Origin of the sequence: Embleya australiensis (genome assembly GCF_051903075.1) — a bacterium.
In the GTDB taxonomy this organism is placed as follows: Bacteria; Actinomycetota; Actinomycetes; order Streptomycetales; family Streptomycetaceae; genus Embleya.
In genome coordinates this window covers 5,051,472-5,071,065 of the sequence record NZ_CP182422.1, presented here as the reverse complement: position 1 = coordinate 5,071,065, position 19,594 = coordinate 5,051,472, and the positions used below count along the sequence as shown (strand labels likewise).

The 19,594-nt window shown below is 70.0% G+C and carries 17 protein-coding genes and 2 riboswitches; of the genes, 6 read left to right on the top strand and 11 right to left on the bottom strand.

Annotation, left to right across the window (positions count from 1 at the left end):
• Positions 1-41: 41 nt before the first annotated feature.
• The 8 genes from ACMXN5_RS22105 to ACMXN5_RS22070 all read right to left on the bottom strand — a co-directional run bounded on the left by ACMXN5_RS22105 (position 42) and on the right by ACMXN5_RS22070 (position 9,108).
• Positions 42-1,343, bottom strand: a complete 1,302-nt coding sequence (locus ACMXN5_RS22105) for an ABC transporter ATP-binding protein (protein WP_439676658.1) — start codon at positions 1,341-1,343, stop codon at positions 42-44.
• Between the two features lie 104 nt (positions 1,344-1,447).
• Complete coding sequence (locus ACMXN5_RS22100; RefSeq protein WP_439676657.1) at positions 1,448-2,548, bottom strand: ABC transporter ATP-binding protein; 1,101 nt, start codon at positions 2,546-2,548, stop codon at positions 1,448-1,450.
• Positions 2,548-3,555: an ABC transporter permease gene (locus ACMXN5_RS22095; RefSeq protein WP_439676656.1), complete on the bottom strand. Its 1,008-nt coding sequence runs from the start codon at positions 3,553-3,555 to the stop codon at positions 2,548-2,550. The genes ACMXN5_RS22100 and ACMXN5_RS22095 overlap by 1 nt, the downstream gene beginning before the upstream one ends.
• A gap of 102 nt (positions 3,556-3,657) precedes the next feature.
• Positions 3,658-5,424: an ABC transporter substrate-binding protein gene (locus ACMXN5_RS22090; protein ID WP_439676655.1), complete on the bottom strand. Its 1,767-nt coding sequence runs from the start codon at positions 5,422-5,424 to the stop codon at positions 3,658-3,660.
• A gap of 37 nt (positions 5,425-5,461) precedes the next feature.
• Positions 5,462-6,457 carry an ABC transporter permease gene (locus tag ACMXN5_RS22085; protein WP_395787929.1) on the bottom strand — a complete coding sequence of 332 codons (996 nt, stop codon included), beginning with the start codon at positions 6,455-6,457 and terminating at the stop codon, positions 5,462-5,464.
• Positions 6,458-6,842: 385 nt separating this feature from the next.
• A complete protein-coding gene (locus ACMXN5_RS22080) occupies positions 6,843-7,571 on the bottom strand; it encodes an enhanced serine sensitivity protein SseB C-terminal domain-containing protein (RefSeq protein WP_439676654.1) in 729 nt (242 codons plus the stop codon).
• A gap of 58 nt (positions 7,572-7,629) precedes the next feature.
• Positions 7,630-8,346, bottom strand: coding sequence for an enhanced serine sensitivity protein SseB (locus ACMXN5_RS22075; RefSeq protein ID WP_439676653.1), 717 nt, complete (start codon positions 8,344-8,346; stop codon positions 7,630-7,632).
• A 30-nt stretch (positions 8,347-8,376) separates the two neighbouring features.
• Positions 8,377-9,108: an AAA family ATPase gene (locus ACMXN5_RS22070; protein ID WP_439676652.1), complete on the bottom strand. Its 732-nt coding sequence runs from the start codon at positions 9,106-9,108 to the stop codon at positions 8,377-8,379.
• 143 nt (positions 9,109-9,251) lie between these two features.
• Positions 9,252-9,345, top strand: a riboswitch (glycine riboswitch).
• Positions 9,346-9,462, top strand: a riboswitch (glycine riboswitch).
• A gap of 213 nt (positions 9,463-9,675) precedes the next feature.
• Between ACMXN5_RS22070 and gcvT the strand changes: the two genes are divergently transcribed.
• The 3 genes from gcvT to glyA all read left to right on the top strand — a co-directional run bounded on the left by gcvT (position 9,676) and on the right by glyA (position 12,536).
• Complete coding sequence (gcvT, locus tag ACMXN5_RS22065) at positions 9,676-10,776, top strand: glycine cleavage system aminomethyltransferase GcvT (RefSeq protein WP_395787923.1); 1,101 nt, start codon at positions 9,676-9,678, stop codon at positions 10,774-10,776.
• A gap of 84 nt (positions 10,777-10,860) precedes the next feature.
• Positions 10,861-11,235, top strand: a complete 375-nt coding sequence (gcvH, locus tag ACMXN5_RS22060) for a glycine cleavage system protein GcvH (protein ID WP_379995103.1) — start codon at positions 10,861-10,863, stop codon at positions 11,233-11,235.
• Complete coding sequence (glyA, locus tag ACMXN5_RS22055) at positions 11,232-12,536, top strand: serine hydroxymethyltransferase (RefSeq protein ID WP_379995101.1); 1,305 nt, start codon at positions 11,232-11,234, stop codon at positions 12,534-12,536. Before gcvH ends, glyA begins: the two co-directional genes overlap by 4 nt.
• A gap of 103 nt (positions 12,537-12,639) precedes the next feature.
• Here glyA and ACMXN5_RS22050 read toward each other — a convergent pair whose 3' ends face one another.
• From ACMXN5_RS22050 to ACMXN5_RS22040, 3 genes are all read right to left on the bottom strand, one after another.
• Positions 12,640-13,413 (bottom strand): enoyl-CoA hydratase/isomerase family protein, encoded by a 774-nt coding sequence (locus ACMXN5_RS22050; protein WP_439676651.1) that lies wholly within the window; start codon positions 13,411-13,413, stop codon positions 12,640-12,642.
• A gap of 111 nt (positions 13,414-13,524) precedes the next feature.
• Positions 13,525-14,796, bottom strand: a complete 1,272-nt coding sequence (locus ACMXN5_RS22045; RefSeq protein WP_439676650.1) for a L,D-transpeptidase — start codon at positions 14,794-14,796, stop codon at positions 13,525-13,527.
• Between the two features lie 206 nt (positions 14,797-15,002).
• Positions 15,003-15,455 carry an NAD(P)H-binding protein gene (locus tag ACMXN5_RS22040; RefSeq protein ID WP_439676649.1) on the bottom strand — a complete coding sequence of 151 codons (453 nt, stop codon included), beginning with the start codon at positions 15,453-15,455 and terminating at the stop codon, positions 15,003-15,005.
• Positions 15,456-15,901: 446 nt separating this feature from the next.
• Between ACMXN5_RS22040 and ACMXN5_RS22035 the strand changes: the two genes are divergently transcribed.
• The 3 genes from ACMXN5_RS22035 (at position 15,902) to ACMXN5_RS22025 (ending at position 19,559) form a co-directional block, all read left to right on the top strand.
• Positions 15,902-16,231, top strand: coding sequence for a hypothetical protein (locus ACMXN5_RS22035; protein WP_380037676.1), 330 nt, complete (start codon positions 15,902-15,904; stop codon positions 16,229-16,231).
• 210 nt (positions 16,232-16,441) lie between these two features.
• A complete protein-coding gene (glgX, locus tag ACMXN5_RS22030; RefSeq protein ID WP_439678052.1) occupies positions 16,442-18,649 on the top strand; it encodes a glycogen debranching protein GlgX in 2,208 nt (735 codons plus the stop codon).
• Between the two features lie 130 nt (positions 18,650-18,779).
• A complete protein-coding gene (locus tag ACMXN5_RS22025) occupies positions 18,780-19,559 on the top strand; it encodes a tyrosine-protein phosphatase (protein WP_439676648.1) in 780 nt (259 codons plus the stop codon).
• Positions 19,560-19,594 lie beyond the last annotated feature (35 nt).

Below are 19,594 nucleotides of genomic sequence, written 5' to 3'. Positions count from 1 at the left end.
GACATAACGGATGTTCTACACCGCCGGGCCCGACCCGATACTCATGGGGCGGGTGTGGGCGGAGTGTCCTCCCCGGTCGCCTCGCCGGGGGCCTTCGGGGAGGTCCCGGCGGAGTCCTCCGCGGGGGCGTCCGCCGCAGGCTCGGCAGGGGCCTTCGCGGCATCGTCCGCAGAGTTCTCTGCCGGCGCCTCGACGGCCGTCTCGGCAGGGCTCTCCGCAGCGGCCTCGGCGTCCTCCCCGGCGGCGACCGCAGGGGCCGCCTCGGCCGGTGCCGGCTTCACCAGCAGCACCGCCTCGCCCGCGCCGTCCTGCGTCGGCGTGTTCTCCGGGAAGTGGCAGGCCACCTGGTGCCGCGTGGTCAGCTCGGCCAGCGGCGGCTCCTGGGTCTTGCAGATGTCCTGCGCCTTCCAGCACCGGGTGTGGAAGCGGCACGCCGGCGGCGGGTCCATCGGGCTCGGTACGTCGCCCTTGAGCAGGATCCGGTCGCGGCTCTCGCGCCGGGCCGGGTCCGGCACGGGCACCGCCGACATCAGCGCCACCGTGTACGGGTGCTTCGGCGACGTGTACAGATCCTCGCGGTCGGCGATCTCGACGATCTTGCCGAGGTACATCACCGCCACCCGGTCGCTGGTGTGCCGCACCACCGACAGGTCGTGCGCGATGATCAGGTAGGTCAGCCCGAACTCGCTCTGCAGGTCGTCGAGCAGGTTGACCACCTGCGCCTGGATCGACACGTCGAGCGCGGAGACCGGCTCGTCGGCGACCACCAGCTTGGGCCGCAGCGCCAGCGCGCGGGCTATGCCGATGCGCTGCCGCTGGCCGCCGGAGAACTCGTGCGGGTAGCGGTTGTAGTGCTCGGGGCTGAGCCCGACCAGTTCCAACAACTCCTGGACGGCCTTCTTGATCCCGCCCTCGGGGGTGACCTTCTGCAACCGGAACGGCAACCCGACGATGGTGCCGACGGTGTGCCTCGGGTTCAGCGAGGACTGCGGGTCCTGGAAGATCATCTGGAAGTCGCGCCGCAGCGGCCGCAGTTGCCCTCGGGAGAGCTTGGTGAGGTCGCGCCCGCCGAACTCGATGGTGCCCTCGCTGGGCTCCAACAGGCGCATCACCATGCGTCCGGTGGTGGACTTGCCACAACCCGACTCGCCGACCAGGCCCAGCGTCTCGCCCTCGCGGATGTCGAAGTCGAGCCCGTCCACCGCCTTGACCGTGCCGGCCCGGCGCCGGGTCATCCCGGAGCGGATCGGAAAGTGTTTGCGCAGCCCGCGCACGCGCACCAGCACGTCTCCCGGCTCGCGTCGGGACGCGGCCTCCGGCTCGCCGGCCTGCGCAACGTTCACGTCGTCTCCCGCTCGGGCGCCCTCGGTCACTTCCGCGTTCCCGTTCCCGTTTCCATCCTGGTGACCAGTCACGTGCCCATCCGCTTTCCCGTTCGCCGTCCCGCTCACAGCCGCGGCCTGATGTCCTCGGTCCAGATCCGCTCGCGCTCCCCCGGATCGAGGTGGCACGCGGTGCGGTGGCCCGGTTCGATCTCGACCAGTCGCGGGACCTCGGTCTTCTCCCGCCCGTCGTTGCGGTCCGCGTACGGGCAGCGGGTACGGAACGCACAGCCCGAGGGCAGCGAGATCAGGCTCGGCGGGCTGCCCTTGATCGGCATCAGCCGTTCCTGGCGCGCCCGGTCGAGCCGGGTCAGCGAGCCCAACAGGCCCCAGGTGTACGGGTGTCGGGGCTGCTCGAACAGGGTGCGCGCGGGGCCGTGCTCGACCGCTCGACCGGCGTACATCACCAGGACGTCGTCGGCGAGTTCGGCGACCACGCCCAGGTCGTGCGTGATCATCACGACGGCGGAGTTGAACTCCGCCTGCAGGTCCCGGATCAGGTCCAGGATCTGGGCCTGGACGGTGACGTCCAGGGCGGTGGTCGGCTCGTCCGCGATCAACAGTTCCGGGTCGCAGCTGAGCGCCATGGCGATCATCGCGCGCTGGCGCATGCCGCCGGAGAACTGGTGCGGGTAGTCGTCCACCCGCCGGTCCGGGCGCGGGATGCCGACCCGTCCGAGCAGGTCGATCGCGTGTGCGCGGGCCTGCTTGGCGCTCACCTCGTTGTGCACCTGGTAGGCCTCGATGATCTGGTGGCCCACCGTGTAGAACGGGTGCATCGAGGACATCGGGTCCTGGAAGATCATCGCCATCCGGCGACCACGCATCAACCGGACCTCTTCGGCGGTGGAGCGCACCAACTCCTTGCCGTCCAGCCAGATTTCGCCGCCGATCCGGGCGCTGGTGCCGCCGTGCAGGCCCATCACGGCCAGCGAGGTCACGCTCTTCCCGGAGCCGGACTCGCCGACGATGCCGAGCGTTCGGCCGCGCTGGAGCGCGAAGTTCACCCCGTCGACGCTGCGCACCAGGCCGTCGTCGGTGGGGAAGTGCACGGTGAGTTCGCGTACTTCGAGGAAGTTGTCCGGCTCGGGCGGGGGCCCGGCCGGGGCGAGCTTGGGCAGTTCGGCCGCGGTGTCCCGCTTGCGGCGCGGTAGCAGTCGGGGCATCAGGTCCTCACCCGGGGATCGACGACCGCGTAGAGCAGGTCCACGACGAGGTTGGCCAGGATCACGAAGATGGCGGCGATCATCGTCACGCCGAGCACTTCGGGCAGATCCTGCTGTCCGATCGCCTCGACGGCGAACTTGCCGACGCCGTTGAGGGAATAGACCTGTTCGGTCAGGATCGCACCGCCGAGCAGCAATCCGACGTCCATGCCGAAGATGGTCAGGATCGGGGTGAGCGCGGCGCGCAGCCCGTGTTTGACGATGACCTCGCGTTCGCGCAGGCCCTTGGCCCGCGCGGTGCGGATGTAGTCCTCGCTCATCGTCTCGAGCATGCCCGCCCGGGTGAGCCGGGCGTACAACGCCGCGTACAGGAACGCCAGGGTCAACCAGGGCAACACCAGGTTCCAGGCCCAACTCGCCGGATTGTCCAGGAACGGCACATAGTGCACGCCCTTGAAGATCGGCCATTGATAACTGAACAACGCCAGGGCCACCAGGCCGGTGAAGAACGGTGGCAGCGAGACGCCCGCCAGCGCGAAGCCCATCGAGAACCGGTCCCACAGGCTGCCGCGTTTGAGCGCCGAGACCACCCCGATCGACACGCCGGCGATCAGCCAGATCACTGCGGCTCCCGCGGCCAGCGAGAGGGTGACCGGGATGCGGTCCTGTAGTCGTGGCCACACTTCCAGGTTGTTGCGGAAGGAGAAGCCCAGGCACGGCGGCGCGCAATGCACCTTGCGTACGCCGGTGTCGTAGTCCTTGCCGGCGACGATGCCCTTGACGAACCTTCCGTACTGGACGGGTACCGACTTGTCCAGGCCGAGGCTGTGCTTGACCTGTTCGATCGCGGCCGGGGTGGGCGACTTGCCGACGTAGCGCGCGGCGAGTTGGTCGCTTGTGGCGCCTCCCAGACGCGGAATCAGGAAGAAGATGGCGAAGACCGCCATGGTGACGATCAACAGGAGCACCACCGCTCCCGCCAGCCGCCTGAGCAGATAGAAAATCATGAGCCGGCGACCCGGTCCGGTGCGGGGAGCGGGATCACCGCTCCCCGCACCGGAACTGACGGGCCTTCACCTCTCCTTCGGGCTACTGACCTCGTCGCAGGCTTACTGGATACCGATGTTGAGGTAGTCGTACATCCCGGAGTACGCGGGCGTGACGACCAGGTTGGTCACGTTCGACGGGCGGTACAGCAGCGACTTGGTCCAGCCGAACGGGACGATCACCGCCGACTCCATCACCTTCTGGTCCAGCTGCTGCCAGATGGCCGCGCTCTGCGCCGGGTCGATGGTCCGGGTGGCCTGGTCGATCAGACCGTTGACCGCCGGGTCGTTCAGCTCGGACAGGTTCGTGCCACCGGCGGGCTTGATCGCCCGGCCGTCCACGATCTGCTGGAAGAAGCCGAACTGGGTGGGGAAGTCGGGGCCCCACTGCATGAACATGATGCCGACCTTGTTCTCCGCGACCCACTTCGGGACACCGGCGAACTGCGAGAAGTAGTCACCCGAGGGGTACTGCCGGATCTCGACCTTGACGCCGATCTTGGCGAGCGCGTTCTGCACCGACGTGGCGCCCGCGACCTCCTTGGGCCGGTTGGCGCGCGCGGTCAGCACGGTGCTGAAGCCGTCGGCCTTGCCGCACTGCTTCAGTTCGTCCTTGGCCTTGGCCACATCACCGGTGTGCTTGGCACCGTTGGGGTACATGTCGGTGACCTTGGAACCGGCCAGCGTCGGCGGCATCAGGTTGGTCGCGATGTCGGAGCCGACCTCGCCACCCTGCGCGCGCTGCAGTTGCGACTTGTTGACCGCGTACTGCACGGCGCGCCGGCAGTGCACGTTGTCGAACGGCGGGGTCTTGGAGCTGATCGCCAGGTAGGCCAGCGCGCCGGAGATCGCGTCGTCCGCGTTGTCCGCGAGCTTCTTGTCCGTGAGGATCTTGTTCTGCGCGGCAGCCTGGACGCCGGTGCCGACCACGTCCAACTGCGCCGTGCCGGCGAAGAGTCGGTTGTCGACGTCGTTCGCGTCCTGCTTCTCCAGCAGTTCGATCCGGTCCGGCAGCGCCTTGCGCAGCGGGTCGGTCGCCGGGTCCCAGTTCGGGTTGCGGATCAGGTTGACCGCCTTGCCGGGCTCGTACTGGCCGTCGACCATGTACGCGCCGGAGGCGAGGGGGTGCTTGACGTACTCCTTGCCGGTGTCCTTGGCGGGCGGGACCGGCGCGGTCTGCGGGAGCGCGGCGAGGTAGTTGAAGTCCGCGAACGGCTCCTTCATCTTGAAGATGATGGTGTAGTCGTCCGGCGTCTCGATCGCGCTCAGACCCAGCTTGTCCGGCGCGGAGTCCTTGTACGGACCCTTGTAGGTGCCGTCGGGGTCCAGGTATTGGGCGAAGTAGCCCGGGCCGTTGGGCAGGACCTCCTTGTCGAAGGTCCGCTCCACGGCGTACTTGACGTCCGACGCCTTGACCTCGACGCCGTCCTCGTACTTCACGCCCTTGCGCAGGTGGTACGTCCAGGTCTTGCCGCCGTCGTCGGTCTTGCCCACGTCGGTGGCCAGGTCCGGCGCGAACTCGTAGCTCGCGTTGCCCGGGGCGGGCTTGAAGGTGAGCAGCGGACGCGCCATCAGGCGGGAGAAGTTCCACGCCGAGGCGTAGTACATGTCGCCCGGGTCCAGCGAGTCGAACTTGTCCGAGCTGACCAGCTTGAGCGTGCCACCCTTCTTGGTGGACTGGTTGACCACTTCGGTGATCGCCTTGTTGCTCGGGCTGTACTTCTTCGAGCCGCCGCCACCACCGCCACACGCGGTGGCGGCCATCGCGGTGACAGCCACCATGCCGATCAGCGCTTGGGTCCTGCGCCTGCGAGTTACCGGGTGTTTCATCGCTGGTCGTGCCTCCTCGTGGGGACTTGCGGGATATTCAGCGGCTGCGCGGGTCGAGGGCGTCTCGAAGGCCGTCGCCGAGCAGGTTGAACGCGAGCACGGTGATGAAGATGGTGACTCCGGGGACGACCATGAACATCGGCGCGTCCTGGTACCGGGGGGTGGCCGCCGAGAGCATGCCACCCCACGAGGCGGTGGGTTCCTGTACGCCGACCCCCAGGTAGGAAAGGGCGGCCTCGAACAGGATGTTCGTCGGGATCAGCAGCGTGGAGTAGACCAGGATCGGACCCACCAGGTTCGGCAACAACTCCTTGAAGATGATGTGCCGGTCGGTGGCCCCGAGGCTGCGCGCCGCCTCGACGAACTCGCGTTCGCGCAGCGAGAGCGTCTGGCCGCGGACGATGCGAGCGATGTACGGCCAGCTGAAGAACCCGATCACGAAGATCAGCACGGTGATGCGGAGCGTGTCGCCGTGGAGGCCGAAGGCCTCGCCCTGGAGGCTGCTGCCGATGGCGATCGCGAACAGCAGCAGCGGGAAGGCCAGGAAGACGTCCATGGCGCGGCTGATCAGCCCGTCGATCCAGCCGCCGAAGTAGCCCGCCACGGTGCCCAGGACGACGCCGAGCACCACGGAGAGCAGGGTGGCGAGGAAGGCGACCAGCATGGAGACGCGGGCGCCGTAGCAGATGCGGGAGAAGATGTCCCGGCCGTTGACCGGCTCCAGACCCAGCGGGTGGTCCCAACTCGCGCCGCCGAAGCTGCCGTTGGGGATGTTCAGCACCGGGTCGAGCAGATCGTCGTGGTACTCGGTGGGTCCACCGCCGATCGCGTCGGTGATGAGCGGCGCGAAGATCGCGATGAGCACCATGAGGATGATCACCACACCACCGGCCATCGCGACCCTGTCGCGGCGGAATCGGGCCCACGCGATCTGACCGAGCGACCGACCCTCGATGCGTGCGCCGGCTGCCTCGGCGATCGCCTCGGGGTGCGCCTCTCGGGCCACACCGGTGGTCTCGATCGGTGCCGTCATGGATCGACCCTCCCCGCTCACGGATGCGACGGCGGCTCGGGATCGCCGCGTCCCGTCGCCATACCCGGCATTGCGATCCCGATGATCTTCGGGATCTGTCGTCCGGGTGAGACTCCTCCGTGACGCGGGTCACGAACAGGGGTGGAGGAATACCTTTACTGAACCGTGATTACGCAGACACGATTCACTGGTTGATCCGCGTAGATCGGTCACGAAATCACAACAAGGCAGCGGTTGATGACGTGACGTCAGTTTTTTGGGGGCATCACTGCCTGTTGCCCCGGCTCGCCACGTTCCGCCGATCTTCGCTCACTGCGCGTGGCGTGTGCCCGCGGCGGCCATGTGAATCACCGTGCGGGACGGGCGCCTTCGTCGAGCATGTCGATCACCCGCCGTGGCGGGCGGCCTCGTCGAGCATGTCGATGCCGATGAACGGCCGGGTGTGCTCGCGCATCCACGCGGCGATCGGGTCGAAGGGGTCGTCGAGCGCGACCGAGGAGAGCGTCAGACCGGGCGGCGCGGCGGCCGACGCGCGGGCCATCGCGTCGCGCATGCGCTGCATCGTGGCGGGCTGATTGTCCGTCAGGCGCAGCCCGATCACGAGGCGTTCGGGGCCGACGGTGGGGCGCACCCAGGCCCGGTGGGCGGCGCGCACCACCTGGGTCTGGAACAGCTGACCGCCGAGCAGGGAGTAGAACGCCGGGTCCCACAGGGTGGGTTCGCCGACCGCCAGGGGGCCGGCCATCAGTCGGTCCAGGCCGCCGACGATGCGGCGCAGGTCGAGGTAGGGCACGCCGACGCCACCGCCCTGGGCGTGCGGATTCAGCCACAGACCCCAGCGGTCGGTGTACAGCGAGGACGCGATCTCGGGGACCGGACAGATCTCGAACGAGCGGTCCCAGCCACTGAGACGCAGCTGTTCCTCGGACGTGAACGCCGGCGCGTAGCGCCATCCGGCCACGTCCATGTTCCCGTACTGCGCGTCCGGGCTGCCGGGTTGCCCCTGCCACAACAACATCCACACGGGCGCGCCGACGAGCGCTTGCAGCAACCGCTCGTAGGCGTCGTAGCGCCCGGGGGCCACCTGGCTCAACGCCTGCTCGACCTGGTTCACGACGTCCTCCCCGAACCCCATGTTTTTCGACACCGGTGCCGGCCGCGGCCGGACGGGCTCAGCGCTGGTCGGCCCGCAGATAGAACGGCTGCGTCCGCTCCAGCATCCAGTCCCCCACAGGATCCTGCGCCACGTCCAGAAGCACCACGTTGACCGGCCACGGGCACGCGGCGCGGCCGAGCGCACGCTCCAGGGCGCCGATCGCGGCCAGCCGGTCCTCCTCCTGCCACCGGTCCAGTTCGACGCCGACGAACAGGACCGGCGGATCGGACTCGACCTCGCCCAGGCCGCGCCGGGCGCTGAGCACCACGGGGACGTGGATGAACTCGGCGGCGGCGGCGATCAGGAAGTCCATCGGCTCCTGGTCGGGCTCGTACAACCGCACCCGTGCGCCGCGGCGGCCCGCGCCGGGCAGCCGGGCCAGCTCCAGCACACCCGGCGGCGGGATCGGGATGCCCACCTCGCCGCCCGGGTTGACCACGATGCCGATGTGCGGCGGCAGCCCTCGGGCGAACTCGCGCATCGGCGCCACGGTGCCCGCCATCGGCCCCGCGAGCCGGCGGAACTGCTCCTCCGAGGAGAACACGGGCACATACGGCCGACCGTCGATCTCGGCGGTGGGCAGGGTCAGTTCGGTGTCGGCGGCGCTGCCCCCCTCGGGCAGCGGCACCCACACGTCCGCCTCGGCGAGGGCCTCGAACAGGGCCTCGGCCCGGGACGGGTCGCGCATCGCCGCGACGAGCGCGCTCTCCACGGGATTGGCCGGGAACGGCATGGTGGTGCTCCTCTTGGTGTCCGGCGCAGTTTACGACTTGTCCGCATCCCGCCGTCGGGACTGTCCGGGTAGGGGGTCTGCGAAAACGATCCGGCGCAGCTGCCGCGCGGCCGGGCGGTCGAGCAGTACACACGAGGTGAAGCCGCCCGGGGCGGAGGCGAGGGCGGGTCCGGCGTCCAGCCACGGGGCGAGCCGGGCGAGCAGCGCGCGCCATTCCCGGTGGTGTCGGGCGAACACCGCGGTGGACACTCCGCGACCGCGCGCACGTTGGCCGGAAAGCGCCTGATGGGCCGTGACGTCAAGGAGCAGCGCGTGTGCCGGGATGCCGCGCCGCCGGGCCGCGCGCACCAGTACCCGGCGCAGGATCGGATTGCGGCCGCTGTCGTGCACCACCACCGCTCCGGGGCCGCGCAGCGCCCGGGCCACCTCGCCGTAGTGCGACAGCCGCACCAGCGGCCGGTAGGCCCGGTACGGCAGCCGCCCCACCCGCAGCGCCCAGCGGGCCCGGACCAGATCGGCGTCCAGGACCGCGACCGAGGGCCCGGCGGCGACCACCCGGGCCAGGAGCGTGCTCTTGCCCGCGCCCGGCAGGCCGGTCACCACGAGCACGCACGAGGCCGGATAGGACAGCACGTCCACCCGCCGGACCCCGTCCCGCTCCCCCTCCCGATGCCGCTCCTCCCGCAGGTCGTGCACGGACCGGGGGATCAACATGCCGCCCACCGCGGCGCCGGTATGCGCCCCCGCCGAATCCGTCTCCACGAATCCTCCCCTGATGTCCCGAACCCTCGTGCCCTGCGCATGGTGTCGCACCGAGGGCGCGAGCGGGCGCCGGCGCTCCCCCGGCACCGGCGGGGGATTGACGACACGCGCTAGCATGCCGGGCACAACCTCATAACGGCCGTCGACCCCACGCGGAAGAGTCCTCGCCATCGAGCGGGGCGCCGAAGGAGCAACTCCTCCCCGGAATCTCTCAGGCACCGATACCGCATGGGTCAGGCACTTCTGGAAAGCAGGCGCACCGTCGGTGCGGCTCACCCACGGTGCAAATCCCGGCCCGACGCGGCAGCGGCGGACGGGATGAAGCTCTCAGGTTCCGATGACAGAAGGGGAGGGCACCCCACTTTTCGACCGACTTTGGCCGAAAAGGGCTGAACGCCATGGCAGGGAGCCCCCTTTGTCCTCGAATTCGTTCTCGTACGGGCCGCAGCACCCGTCACCTTTCGTCGCACCTCGGGCCCGCGCCCGGGTCCGCGCCGTCCGGCATGCCCCGGACCGGTCCGCGCCCGCCGGGGGCTTCCGCCGGCGTCCCTTCGAAGGAGTCTTCGCATGACCACCGACCGCCGGACCCCGCTCGACGCCGTGCACGACGCGCTCGGGGCCACGATGACCGACTTCGCCGGGTGGCGGATGCCGCTGCGGTACGGAAGCGAGCGGGACGAGCACACCGCGGTGCGCACCACGGCCGGCCTGTTCGACCTCACCCATATGGGCGAGATCGAGGTCACCGGCCCGGAGGCCGCCCGCGCGCTCGACCACGCCCTGGTCGGTTTCGTCTCGAAGATCGGGATCGACCGCGCCCGGTACACGATGATCTGCACCGAGGAGGGCGGCATCGTCGACGACCTGATCGTGTACCGCCTCGGCGAAGAGCACTTCGTGGTGGTGGCCAACGCGTCCAACGCCGACGTGGTGGCGGGCAGCCTGAAGTACCGCGCGAGCGACTTCGACGCGACGGTGCGCGACGCGTCCGAGGAGTACACGCTGCTCGCCGTGCAGGGGCCCGCGTCGACGGAGATCGTCGGTTCGCTGACCGACGCCGACCTGCCCGCGCTCAAGTACTACGCGATCCTGCGCACCGAGGTCGCGGGCGTGCCCGTGCTGCTCGCCCGCACCGGCTACACCGGCGAGGACGGCTTCGAGCTGTTCGCCGCGCCCGGCGACGCGGTCGCGCTGTGGGACGCGCTGCTGGCCGCGGGCAAGCCGCACGGCTTGGTGCCGGCCGGCCTGTCCTGCCGGGACACGCTGCGCCTGGAGGCGGGCATGCCGCTGTACGGCCACGAGCTGACCCGGGACACCACGCCGTACGAGGCCAACCTGGGCCGGGTGGTCCGGCTGGACAAGCCCGAGGACTTCGTCGGCCGCGAGGCGCTGGCCGCGGCGGAGGCGGACGTGCGCCGCACGCTGGTCGGGCTGACCTCGCCGGGCAAGCGGGTCCCGCGCGCGGGCTACCCGGTGGTGGACGCGGACAGCGGCGAGCGGGTCGGCGAGGTCACCTCCGGCGCGCCGTCGCCGACGCTCGGCATGCCGATCGCGATGGCCTACGTGGCGGTGGAGCGGGCCGAACCGGGCACCCGGCTGGCGGTGGACATCCGCGGCAAGGCCGAGCCGGTCGAGGTGGTGGCGCTGCCGTTCTACAAGCGCGGCTGAGCCGAACCCTTCCCTATATCACCGGAAAACGTCCCAAATCATCCTGAGGGACGGACTTACCTCATTCGAATGGAGAATGGACCCGTGCACGCACCCCAGCACCTGCGCTACAGCAAGGAACACGAGTGGCTCGACGAGGCGGCCTCCCCCGCCGTCGTGGGCATCACCCAACACGCGGCCGAGGCGCTCGGCGACGTGGTGTTCGTTGAGCTTCCCGAGGTCGGCCGGGTGGTCGTCGCCGGTGAGCCGTGCGGCGAGCTGGAGTCCACGAAGTCGGTCAGCGACATGTACGCGCCGGTCTCCGGCGAGGTCGTCGAGATAAACGACGCCGTCGTCGAGGACCCGGCCCTGGTGAACTCCGACCCCTTCGGGGCGGGCTGGCTGTTCAAGGTGCGCATCGACGGCGAGGCCGAGGGCCTGCTGTCGGCCGACGAATACGCCGCGTTCTGCGGCGAATGATCGAGATCGACCCGATCGAGGAGCTGACAACCGTGACGATCCTGGACCGTCCCCTGGGCGAGGTGGACCCGCAGGTCGCCGCCGCCGTCGCCGACGAGCTGCACCGCCAGCAGAACACCCTGGAGATGATCGCCTCCGAGAACTTCGCCCCCGTGGCGGTGCTGGAGGCGCAGGGCTCCGTTCTCACCAACAAGTACGCCGAGGGCTACCCCGGCCGGCGCTACTACGGCGGCTGCGAGCACGTCGACGTGGTCGAGCAGCTCGCCATCGACCGGGTCAAGGAGCTGTTCGGCGCCGAGGCCGCCAACGTGCAGCCGCACTCGGGCGCGTCGGCCAACGCCGCCGCGATGTTCGCGCTGCTCTCCCCCGGCGACACGATCCTCGGCCTGGACCTGGCCCACGGCGGCCACCTCACCCACGGCATGCGGATCAACTTCTCCGGCAAGCTCTACAACGTGGTCGCCTACCACGTCGACGAAAAGACCCACCGCGTCGACATGGAGGAGGTCGAGCGGCTCGCCAAGGAGCACCGGCCGAAGCTGATCATCGCCGGCTGGTCGGCCTATCCCCGGCAGCTCGACTTCCCCGAGTTCCGCCGGATCGCCGACGAGGTCGGCGCCTTCCTGATGGTCGACATGGCGCACTTCGCCGGTCTGGTCGCCGCGGGCCTGCACCCCAGCCCCGTGCCGTACGCCGACGTGGTCACCACCACGACGCACAAGACCCTGGGCGGCCCGCGCGGCGGCGTGATCCTGTCCAAGGCGGAATACGCCAAGAAGATCAACTCGGCGGTCTTCCCGGGCCAGCAGGGCGGTCCCCTGGAGCACGTGATCGCGGGCAAGGCGGTGGCGTTCAAGGTCGCCGCCTCCGACGACTTCAAGGACCGCCAGAAGCGGACCCTGGAGGGCTCGGCCATCCTCGCCGAGCGGCTGACCCGCAAGGACGTCACCGACGTGGGCATCACCGTGCTCACCGGCGGCACCGACGTGCACCTGGTCCTGGTCGACCTGCGCGACTCGGAGCTGGACGGGCAGCAGGGCGAGGACCGCCTGCACTCGATCGGCATCACGGTCAACCGCAACGCGGTCCCGTTCGACCCGCGCCCGCCGATGGTCACCTCCGGCCTGCGGATCGGCACCCCGGCCCTGGCCACCCGCGGCTTCGGCAAGGCGGACTTCGAGGAGGTCGCCGACATCATCGCCGAGGCCCTGCTCCCCGACTTCGACGACACCCGCAAGGCCGCGCTCACCGCCCGGGTCACCACCCTGGCCGAAAAGCACCCGCTTTACCCGAACCTCTGATCCTGCGGATCGGGTTCGTCGACACGACGAAAACCGGGGCGCCGACTCGACACCTGCCGAGTCGGCGCCCCGTTTCGTCGCGGCCCCGCCGGGGTCGCCTCGGTCAGCGGCCGGAGAACTTGGGCTTTTCCTTGGCCACGAAGGCGCGCATGCCGGTGGTGCGGTCCTCGGTGGCGAACAGGGCGGTGAACTGGAGGCGTTCGATGTCCAGGCCCGTGTTCAGGTCGGTTTCGAGGCCGCGGTCGATGGACTCCTTCGCGGCGCGCAGGGCGTAGGCCGGGCCGTTGGCGAATTGCCCGGCCCACCTCACGGCCTCCGCGTAGACGTCCTCGGCCGGGACGACCCGGTCGACCAGGCCGATCGCGAGGGCCTCGTCGGCGGCGACGAAGCGGCCCGTGTAGATCAGGTCCTTGGCCTTGGACGGGCCGATCAGGCGGGGCAGGCGCTGGGTGCCGCCGGCGCCCGGGATGATGCCCAGCGTGATCTCGGGCTGGCCGAGCCTGGCGTTGTCGGCGCACACGCGCACGTCGGCGCACAGGGCCAACTCGCAACCGCCGCCGAGCGCGAAGCCGGTGATCGCGGCGACCACCGGTTTGGGGATCTCGGCGACGGCGGTGAACGCGGATTGCAGCGCGGCGCCCCGGTCGGCCATGTCCGTGTAGGTCATCTCGGCCATCTCCTTGATGTCCGCACCCGCCGCGAACACCTTCTCCCCGCCGTAGATCACCACGGCGCGCACGTCGGCCCGCTCACCCGCCTCCTGCGCCACCGCCCGCAGCTCCTCCTGGAGTTGCCGGTTCAGCGCGTTCATCGGCGGCCGGCTCAGCCGGATCGTGCCGACACCGTCGGCCACTTCCAGGTTCACGAATTCGCCCATGACGCTCTCCTCTGGTCAGCCCTGATGTGCCGATCCGACCATAGGCGTCGCCACCTCGGCGGGCGGTGAGCGGGGCCACGACATCCGCCGCGGCCCCGTCCGCCGGACGCCTCAGTGCGTGGGGGTCGTCGTGCCCTGCGTGGTGCCGGGCGTGCCGGTCGCGGTCCACTTGTCCCAGCTCAGGTTCCAGTCGGCGAAGCCGTTGTCGGCGTCGACCGTGCGCTCGTCGGAGCCGGAGATCTCGACCATGTCACCGGGGATCACCCGGTCGTACAGCCACTTGGCGTTCTCCTTGGTCATCGACACACACCCGTGGCTGGTGTTCTCGCTGCCGAAGACACTCGGGTCGGCCCAGTAGTTGCCGTGCACGAAGGTGCCCGAGGTGGTGACCCGCATCGCGAACGGCACGTCGTCGATGTCGTACTCGCTGCCCAGGCCCACCGTCTGCGAGTTCATCCGGGTCTTCTCGAACTTCTCGGTGATCGCCATCTTCCCGTTCCACGTGCTGTACTTCGGCGACTTGCCGGCCGTGATCGGGATGGTCTTGATCAACTGCTCGTTCTCGTAGACCTTCATGGTGTGCGCCTTCACGTCCACCATGGCGATCCGCTTGGTGGCGGCGACCTTGAAGCTGTAGCTCTTGAACTGGTTGGCGATCGCGCCGTTGCCCACGTCGACGCCGCGCAGGTTCAGGTTGACCTTCACATTCGTGCCGGGCGCCCAGTAGTCCCTGGGCCGGTAGTCCACCCGGGTGTTGTCGAACCAGTGCCAGGCGCCCTCCACCTTCGGCTCGACGTCGACCGACAGCGCCTTCTCCACCGCGGCCCGGTTCTTGACCGGGTAGTCGAAGGTCAGCGACACCGGGAAGCCGACTCCGACGGTGGCCCCGTCCTCGGGGCTGAAGCGCGCGGTGACCTTCTTGTCGCCGGAGAGCGTGTTGAACGTCGCCCGGGCCGTGGTCGGCGCGTTGTCGGCGTTGGTCGCGGTCGCGCTCACCGTGTACTTGCCGCCGAGGGTGAAGGCGACCTTGGGCTTCCAGGTCTTGCCGTCCGGGTCGAGCGTGCCGTCGACCGGCTCGTTCTGCGCGTTGACCACCTTGACCTCGCCGAGCTTCCCGCCGCCCACCACGATCGTGATCGGCGCCTGCGGGTCGATCGCGTTGGCACCGTCGGCCGGGGTGAGGGTGATCGACGCGGGATCCGCGCCCTTCTTCGAATCACCCTTGGTCGTGGTGCTGTTCGGGTCGCCGGGCTTCTTGCCGCCGTCGCCGCCGTCGTCCGAGCTACAGCCCGACACGAGCAGGAGCGCGCCGAGCAGCAGTGCGGGCACCACGCGCCATCGGGCCCGTGACCGCGTCGAGAGCGACTTCGATCCTGCTGACATGTACGGGCAGTCCCTTCATCCGGAGCCGGGTCGCGACCCGGCGGAGGCCGAAAGCCACATCCCACGTCTCATTCGACGAGCCGAACATCCGCCGCGGTTCCGCATTCCGGTCACGCGCGGGCAAATGAGGTGATCGGGGCGATCGTTGCCATCCTCGCGGACGACCGCGGGCCGCCTCGACCCGAAGCGCATCGCACCTCGATCCGTCATCCGGGCCGACGATCGGCCTCCACCAGGGTGCGAATCAGCGTCGGAGCCGCGAATCCGGGCCGATCCACGGCCTCGGCGGGAAACGGACGGACGATCAATTCGTACTCCCCGGGCGAAGAGGCGGTCGGAGGCTGTGGCAAGACCGTGACGATCCGCTGGACATCCGTACCCTCGACGGCCTCGAGAAACCATTCCCAGGTATCGGCGGGCGTCCCCCGCCCGTCGGGGCCACGATCGAGGTGCAGCACGGTGTGCGCGCCGGCGAGCACCGCGCCCAGTCGCAGCGGGTCGGACAGGTCGCTCACCGCGACCCGCACGCCCGCCGCGCGCAGCACACCGGCCGCGCCGCGATCGCGGACCGTGGCCCGTACCTCCCCACCGGACAGGGCGAGTTCGAGCGCGACGGCGCGACCCAGCGGCTGGTCGGCTCCGGTGACGACTACGGGCATGGCGGCAACCTTACTCAAACCCGACATTCGTGAAGCTCGGGTAAAGACGGGAGCGCACGTCTCGCCGCGCGGGCCCACGAATCGAGTTGAGGCACATTTCCGCGCTCCGCCGGTAGAGAACGCGCCGTCGGTCACGCGCTGTTCGTCGACAAATTAACCAAAATCGACAGAGTGGCCGAAACATTGCGCCGAATCGGCGGAAAATACCCCTCACCCGCAACCCTCCGTATCGGCGCTCGTTGGGGGTTCGGGGCTTCCATGTCACTCTCCCGAGGGAAGCCGGGCCGTACCGCTGGATTGTGCTCACCGTTTGCGACAGCTTGGTCACACGAAGTCGCCGTGGGGGTCGGATCGTTCGCCCCACACGACGGCCCGTGGCGTACCTGATGGCGCCTACCTGATGACACCCGGGCCCCGCCCGGATCCGCAATACACGGAGGATCCCCATGAACCGCAAGCTCGGCACCCTGGCCGTAGCTCCCCTCGCCGCCGGTCTGCTCTTCCTCGGTGCGGGCGCCGCGTGCGCCGACGGCGGCAACGGCACGCTCGGCGACAACGGCTCGAACGCGTCGACCACGACCTCCTCCACCACCAACAGCGGCAGCGGAAACGTCCTCGGCGGTGTCGACGGCAACTACAACGCCACCCAGCAGAGCGCGACCGGCGCGGGCGCCTCGAACCAGAACAACAACGCCGGGATCAAGGGCAACTCGGGCGTCGTGGTGATCAACCAGGGCAACGCCGACGTGCAGCACGCCTGGCACCCCTGGTTCTGAGTGGACCCGATCGGCTGCACCGACCCGGCCGATCGTCGCGCGCGGCGGCGGCATCCCTCGGGGGATGCCGCCGCCGCGGCGTGTACGTGTATGCGAGTGGGCCCGGCGGGAACATCCTGGTGACCGGGATGGGAGGCGGCCGTGACGCTCGAGTGGGAATCGACGGACCCCGAGGTCGACGCGCGCGGCGTGCTCGGCGAAGCGCGCGGCGTGCTCGGCGACGCGCTCGACGCCGTACACGGTGACGTGCGGTCGGGCAACGGCCGACTGCCGCCGCCGTGGCCCGGCCGCCGACTGCCGCTCGGCGCGCGCTTCGACGGTGGCGGCACCAACTTCGCGCTGTGGGCGGGTGACGCCGAGGCGGTCGAGCTGTGCCTGTTCGAGGACGGCCCCGACGGCACGTCGCGCGAGACCCGGCTGCCGCTGCGTGAGCAGACCTTTCGGGTGTGGCACGGCTATGTCCCCGGCGTGCGGCCCGGACAGCACTACGGCTATCGGGTACACGGGCGCTGGGAGCCCGAGCGCGGCGCGCGGTGGAATCCGGCCAAGCTGCTCCTGGATCCCTACGCCCGCGCCGTGGACGGCGAATTCCGGCTGGACGACGCGGTGTTCGGGCATGTGTACGGCGGACCCGACACCGTGCGCGACGATCGCGACTCGGCGGCGTTCGTGCCCAGGTCGGTGGTGGTGGCCGACGACGCCGACTGGTCGCACGACCGCCGGCCGAAGATCCCGTGGGCCGAGAGCGTGATCTACGAGCTGCACGTCAAGGGCTTCACCGCGCGCCACCCGCGCATCCCCGAGCACCTGCGCGGCACCTACGCGGGCCTGGCCCACCCGGCCGCGATCGACCACCTGGTCCGGCTCGGGGTCACCGCCGTCGAGTTGTTGCCGGTGCACCAGTTCGTCTCCGAGGAACACCTGTTGCGCGGCGGGCGGACCAACCACTGGGGCTACAACACGGTGGGGTTCTTCGCGCCGCACGCGGCGTACGCCTCGGCGGGCGGACGCGGCGGCCAGGTGCACGAGTTCCGGGACATGGTGCACGCGCTGCACGCGGCCGGGATCGAGGTGATCCTGGACGTGGTCTACAACCACACCGGCGAGGGCGGGCCGGGTGGGCCGACGTTGTGCTTTCGCGGGATCGACAACGGAGGCTACTACCGCCTGGCCGGCGGCGGCCGGCACTACACCGACTACACCGGGTGCGGGAACACGCTCAACGTGGTCCAGCCGCACGTGTTGCAGCTGATCACCGACTCGCTGCGCTACTGGGTGATCGAGATGGGCGTGGACGGCTTCCGGTTCGATCTGGCCGCCGCGCTCGCCCGGTCCATGCACGACGTGGACAAGCTGTCCTCGTTTTTGACGGTGATCGCGCAGGACCCGGTGTTGTCCCGGGTGAAGCTGATCGCCGAACCGTGGGACCTGGGCGCGGGCGGCTACCAGGTCGGCGCGTTCCCGCCGCTGTGGACCGAGTGGAACGACCAGTATCGGGACGCGGTGCGGGACTTCTGGCGCGGCGCCCGGCCGGACGTGCGGGGGCTGGCGTACCGGCTGTCCGGCTCCTCCGACCTGTACCAGCGCGACGGGCGCAACCCGTACGCCTCGATCAACTTCGTCACCGCGCACGACGGCTTCACGATGCGCGACCTGGTCACCTACGAGCGCAAGCGCAACGAGGCGAACGGCGAGGACAACCGGGACGGGACCGACAACAACCGGTCCTGGAACCACGGCTACGAGGGCGAGACGGCGGACCCGAACGTGGTGTCGCTGCGCAAGCGGCAGATCCGCAACCTGATGACCACGCTGCTGCTGTCCACCGGCGTGCCGATGATCACCTCCGGTGACGAGATGGGGCGCACCCAGGCGGGCAACAACAACGCCTACTGCCAGGACAACGAGCTGTCCTGGCTGGACTGGTCGGCCCTGGACTCGCCGGAGTGGCGGCCACTGGTCGAGCTGACCGCGCGGCTGATCCACCTGCGTCGCGCGCACCCGGTGCTGTGCCGCCGGGCGTTCTACTCGGGGCAGCCGGTCGCCCCGGACGGGCTGCGCGACCTGGCCTGGTTCACCCCCGGCGGTCGCGAGATGACCCGCCGGGACTGGTTCGCGCCGACCGCGACGCTGGGGATGTACCTGTCCGGTCTGGACATCGACCGGCGCGGCCCGCGCGGTGAGCGGATCGTGGACGACAGCTTCCTGTTCATCCTGCACGCGTCGTCGCAGCCGATGCGATTCATCCTGCCGGACGAGCCGTGGGCGCACTCGTACGAGGTGGTGCTCGACACCGCGCTGGAGGGGGATCCGATGGCCCGGTACAGCGAGCCGGTCGCGGGCGGCAGCGGACTGCGGCTCGCGGGGCGGTCGGCGATGTTGCTGCGGGTGGAGCACGCGGTGTGGGCGCCCACGTAGGGGCGGGCGAGGGAAGCCGTACGCTCGCGTAGGGTGGAGATACCGACGGTGTTGCGCACGCGTGTGGCGTCCCGCCGTCCGCCGGCCCGGCCCGGCCCGACATCCCCCTCGAAGCGAAGGACCGCGCACCATGACGTCCCCGACGCCGATCCTGGTCACCGCCCCGAATTTCCGTGACGCGGGCGGGCACGCCACCGCGACCGGTCGCAAGGTGCGCACGGGCCTCGTGTACCGCTCCGACGGCCTCGGCGAGGTGGACGCGACCGACGCCGCAACGCTGGTGCGGCTCGGGATCGGCCTGGTGATCGACCTGCGCTCGGCGACCGAGCGCGACCGCGAGCCGGACCGGGTGCCGGCCAGCGCCGAACTGCTGATCGCGGACGTGATGGGCCGGGAGAACGACGAGCTGTTCGGCGAGGTGTTCGCCGACCCGGACCGGGCTGGCGAACTGCTCGGCGGCACCGCCGGGCGCGAGCTGATGTGCGAGGTGTACCGGCGGTTCGTGACGAGCGAGGGTGCTCGGGTCGCGTACCGCTCGGTGTTCGCGCGGATGGCGAACGAGCCGGCGCCGACGGTGTTCCACTGCTCGCACGGCAAGGACCGGACCGGGTGGACGTCCGCCGTGCTGCTCACGCTGCTCGGGGTGCCCAGGGCGACCGTGGTCGAGGACTATCTGGCCAGTGCGGCGCACCTCGCGGAGAAGAACCGGGTGATTTTGGAGCACATCGCGGAGCGCGGCTTCGACCCCGCGCATCTGGCGCCGGTGTTCGACGTGCACGTGGAGTATCTGGACACGGCGTTCGCGGCGGCGGAGGAGCGGTACGGGTCGGTGGAGGGCTATGTGCGGGACGGCCTGGGGGTCTCCGACGCCGAGGTCGCGCGGTTGCGCGCGCGGCTGCTGACGGACTGAGCCGGGGCGGGTGGGTCCTGTGTGTCGGGTGGGCC